This is a genomic window from Brevibacillus borstelensis, assembly GCF_003710865.1.
In the GTDB taxonomy this organism is placed as follows: Bacteria; Bacillota; Bacilli; order Brevibacillales; family Brevibacillaceae; genus Brevibacillus; species Brevibacillus borstelensis.
In genome coordinates this window covers 1-3,131 of record NZ_RHHO01000066.1, presented here as the reverse complement: position 1 = coordinate 3,131, position 3,131 = coordinate 1, and the positions used below count along the sequence as shown (strand labels likewise).

Genomic DNA, 3,131 nt, shown 5'->3' with positions numbered 1-3,131 from the left:
AGTATTCGTCAGCTCCACGCGTTGCCGCGCTTCCACACCGAACCTATCAACCTCATCGTCTATGAGGGGTCTTACCAGCTTAACGCTGTGGGAAGTCTCATCTTGGAGGGGGCTTCACGCTTAGATGCTTTCAGCGCTTATCCCTTCCGCACATAGCTACCCAGCTGTGCCACTGGCGTGACAACTGGTGCACCAGCGGTGCGTCCATCCCGGTCCTCTCGTACTAAGGACAGCTCTCCTCAAACTTCCTGCGCCCGCGACAGATAGGGACCGAACTGTCTCACGACGTTCTGAACCCAGCTCGCGTACCGCTTTAATGGGCGAACAGCCCAACCCTTGGGACCTACTTCAGCCCCAGGATGCGATGAGCCGACATCGAGGTGCCAAACCTCCCCGTCGATGTGGACTCTTGGGGGAGATAAGCCTGTTATCCCCAGGGTAGCTTTTATCCGTTGAGCGATGGCCCTTCCATGCGGAACCACCGGATCACTAAGCCCGACTTTCGTCCCTGCTCGACTTGTAGGTCTCGCAGTCAAGCTCCCTTCTGCCTTTACACTCTACGAATGATTTCCGACCATTCTGAGGGAACCTTTGGGCGCCTCCGTTACCTTTTAGGAGGCGACCGCCCCAGTCAAACTGCCCACCTGGCATGGTCCTCTCGCCCGATAAGGGCGACGAGTTAGAAACTCCGTACATCAAGGGTGGTATCCCACCGACAGCTCCACAGAGGCTGGCGCCCCTGCTTCTCAGCTTCCCACCTATCCTGTACATGATGCACAAAGTTCCAATACCAGGCTACAGTAAAGCTCCATGGGGTCTTTCCGTCTTGTCGCGGGTAACCTGCATCTTCACAGGTATTATGATTTCACCGGGTCTCTTGCCGAGACAGCGCCCAAGTCGTTACGCCTTTCGTGCGGGTCGGAACTTACCCGACAAGGAATTTCGCTACCTTAGGACCGTTATAGTTACGGCCGCCGTTTACTGGGGCTTCGGTTCAAAGCTTCGCTTGCGCTAACCCATCCCCTTAACCTTCCAGCACCGGGCAGGCGTCAGCCCCTATACTTCGCCTTGCGGCTTCGCAGAGACCTGTGTTTTTGCTAAACAGTCGCTTGGGCCTTTTCACTGCGGCCCCCTCGGGCTATACCCTACCGGGGCGCCCCTTCTCCCGAAGTTACGGGGCCATTTTGCCGAGTTCCTTAGCAAGAGTTATCCCGCGCACCTTAGGATTCTCTCCTCGCCTACCTGTGTCGGTTTGCGGTACGGGCACCTTGTTCCTCGCTAGACGCTTTTCTTGGCAGTGTGAAATCAGGGACTTCGGTACTTATGTTTCCCTCGCCATCACAGCTTGCCCTTAACAGTGTGCGGATTTGCCTACACACCAGGCTCACTGCTTGGACGGCCATCCAGTAGGCCGCTCACCCTATCCTCCTGCGTCACGCCATCGCTCAAGCGGAACAGAGGTGGTACAGGAATATCAACCTGTTGTCCATCGCCTACGCCTTTCGGCCTCAGCTTAGGTCCCGACTAACCCTGGGAGGACGAGCCTTCCCCAGGAAACCTTAGGCTTTCGGTGGACAAGATTCTCACTTGTCTTTTCGCTACTTACACCGGCATTCTCACTTCCAAGCGCTCCACCGCTCCTTCCGGTACGGCTTCACTGCTGCTTGGAACGCTCCCCTACCCAGTCCGTAAGGACTGCCATAGCTTCGGTGGTATGTTTAGCCCCGTTACATTTTCCGCGCAGAGTCACTCGACCAGTGAGCTATTACGCACTCTTTAAATGGTGGCTGCTTCTAAGCCAACATCCTGGTTGTCTGGGCAACTCCACATCGTTTCCCACTTAACATACACTTGGGGACCTTAGCTGATGGTCTGGGCTGTTTCCCTTTTGACGATGGATCTTAGCACTCATCGTCTGACTCCCGGACATAAGTCATTGGCATTCGGAGTTTGACTGAGTTCGGTAACCCGATGAGGGCCCCTAGCCCAATCAGTGCTCTACCTCCAAGACTCTTCATTCCGAGGCTAGCCCTAAAGCTATTTCGGGGAGAACCAGCTATCTCCGAGTTCGATTGGAATTTCACCGCTAGCCACACCTCATCCCCGCACTTTTCAACGTGCGTGGGTTCGGGCCTCCAGTAGGTGTTACCCTACCTTCACCCTGGACATGGCTAGATCACACGGTTTCGGGTCTACGGCAACGTACTTGCGCCCTATTCAGACTCGCTTTCGCTGCGGCTCCGTCTCTTCGACTTAACCTCGCACGCTACCGTAACTCGCCGGTTCATTCTACAAAAGGCACGCCGTCACCCATTTAACGGGCTCCGACTATTTGTAAGCACACGGTTTCAGGTACTATTTCACTCCCCTCCCGGGGTGCTTTTCACCTTTCCCTCACGGTACTGGTTCACTATCGGTCGCTAGGTAGTATTTAGCCTTAGCAGATGGTCCTGCCAGATTCACACGGGATTTCACGTGTCCCGTGCTACTCGGGGTTGGTCTCGGAGAGACGCGCGTTTAGGTTACGCGACTGTCACGCTCTGTGGTCAGCCTTCCCAGACTGTTCACCTACGCGCGTCTTTTGTAACTCCATGTGAGACGCCCCACAACCCCGCCAGGTAAACCTGACGGTTTAGGCTCTTCCGCGTTCGCTCGCCACTACTGACGGAATCACTATTGTTTTCTCTTCCTCCGGCTACTTAGATGTTTCAGTTCACCGGGTCTGCCCTCTCGCCACCTATGGATTCAGTGACGGATACCATCCCATTACGGATGGTGGGTTGCCCCATTCGGAGATCCCCGGATCAAAGCGTGCTTACCGCTCCCCGAGGCTTATCGCAGTTCGCTGCGTCCTTCATCGGCTCCTAGCGCCAAGGCATCCACCGTGTGCCCTTAGTAACTTAACCACAATTGGTGTAAGTACTAGTGTACTACATCAGTAATAATCCTTAGCATTACATGCATTATCCAGTTTTCAAGGAACGAATATTTAGTTGCTCGATTGAGCAACCGCCTGGCAACGTCCTACTCTCCCGGTCCCCTTCGGGACAAGTACCATCGGCGCTGGAGGGCTTAACGGCCGTGTTCGGTATGGGAACGGGTGTGTCCCCTCCGCCATCATCACCAGACGA

2 rRNA genes are annotated in these 3,131 nt (G+C 55.1%); both read right to left on the bottom strand.

The features are described from left to right. Positions 1-2,906, bottom strand: a 23S ribosomal RNA gene (locus EDM54_RS24780); the annotation flags it as partial. Positions 2,907-3,011: 105 nt separating this feature from the next. Further along, positions 3,012-3,128: ribosomal RNA gene (gene rrf, locus EDM54_RS24775) — 5S ribosomal RNA — on the bottom strand. Positions 3,129-3,131 lie beyond the last annotated feature (3 nt).